The organism is Marinobacter sp. EN3 (genome assembly GCF_000475315.1).
Lineage (GTDB): Bacteria > Pseudomonadota > Gammaproteobacteria > Pseudomonadales > Oleiphilaceae > Marinobacter > Marinobacter nauticus.
The window spans coordinates 1-1,593 of record NZ_AXCC01000056.1 but is presented as its reverse complement, the minus strand read 5'-3'; the positions used below and the strand labels follow the sequence as shown (position 1 = coordinate 1,593).

The 1,593-nt window shown below is 54.4% G+C and carries 1 protein-coding gene; it reads right to left on the bottom strand.

Features of this window, described 5'->3' with window-relative positions:
• Nucleotides 1-467 precede the first annotated feature (467 nt).
• Complete coding sequence (locus Q675_RS33790) at nt 468-1,511, bottom strand: IS110 family transposase (RefSeq protein ID WP_023011842.1); 1,044 nt, start codon at nt 1,509-1,511, stop codon at nt 468-470.
• Nucleotides 1,512-1,593 lie beyond the last annotated feature (82 nt).

Here is a 1,593-nt window from a genome sequence, read left to right as displayed (position 1 = left end):
TAACACATATGAGCCTTCTCGGAATCAATAGGCAAGAGTCATTTTTTTGGCCGCGCCAGCGGCCAACCTAAATCCATGAGCGAGAACGCCTGCTTCGTCAGTCTCGCGGAGCTGTCAGGCACTTACAGCAAACACATATAGGGGCTCTCTTACGTGGCTTTAGGCCACTGCCTGACCGGTCGTTCCATCAGTGGGTCAGGGGCACCAGACATTCATCGGTTAACCGGTCACTGGCACTATTCAAACGACGGGCTGCATGGCTCCAGTTAGTGTCAGGCTCAGGACCGGTGTAAGCGCACTGGCTCATGGTATTAAGGCACGCCCACGGGCTGGCTAATCAAGTCGCTCTGGCTTCAACATCGGTGACAGAAAACCGCTTGGGTATCGGTGTACCAGTCAGCAGACTTGCGGTCTTCGGTGTCATCCTTTCTGATCCAGTTAGACGTCTTGCTCAGCCCGTGGCGTGACTAACCTCTCAAGAACCGTTGTTCATCGAACACCCTCTTGTCTTTGAGCATGAAGTACACAGCTCTACCCAACTTGTGTGCCAAGGCGGATAGGGCCTTGGGTTTGTTCATGCGCTTCTGCAATTTTTCGACGTAGCGTTTGGCCTTGTCGTTGTTACGAATGAACAGCACCGCCGCTTCTGAGAACGCCCACTTCAAATGAGCATTGCCGATCTTGTTGCCCTGAGTGCCGTAGATTTTGCCGGCGGATTCGGCTTTGCACTTCACCAGGCGAGCGTAGGACGCGAACTTCTGAACGGATTCGAAACGTTGGATATCGCCGACTTCGTAGAGAATGGTCAGGGCCAGAATGCGGCCTACTCCAGGAATGGTCTTCAGCACGTTGAGTGACGCCGGGTCGTGTTGTTTGGCCTGCTGTTCCAGGTGCCATTCAAGCTTTTTGAGTTCGTGCTGATAACAGTCGACGATGGCCAGGTCCAGGTCGATATTGCGCTGAACGTCTGGATCGCTAAAAGCGGCGGTCAGTTGTGACCGGCCGCCAGGGTTGTTGAGGTTGGCTTTGCTGGGCGGCAGATTGTACTGGCCCAGAGTGTTCACTGCGTGGGCCTTGAGCATGGCACCATGCCGGACAATGCGAGTACGGCGGCGCAACAGATCCCGGGTGGCCCGCATCTCCTTGGGATAGACGTAAGCCAGTGGAAAGTTACCACCGCGCATTAGCATCGCAATCTTGAAGGAATCGATGCGGTCGTTCTTGGTTTTGCCCCCATGAATGGCCTTCATATAAAGCGCGTGGCCCAGGATAAAGTGGATGCCGTGCTCTTCACACAGATCGGAGATCCAGTACCAGCAGTGCATGCATTCGACACCGACGACTAGATCATCGCGAAAGGGTTCGAGCATGGCCAGTAGCAGTTCCGGCTGGGCTTTGATTTCTTTATGCAGCAACACCTCGCCCTGTTGGTCGAGGATGCAGACATACAGGCTGCGGGCGTGCAGATCGATTCCACAATAATGGCGGTGGGTGCTATGGTAAAAGTTCATGAGTCTTCTCCCTTGTAGTGCTTGGTCGCCTTCCAGCTTAGCGGGTAACCGCTGGGCTGGGGAGAAGGCTCAATCAGTATCA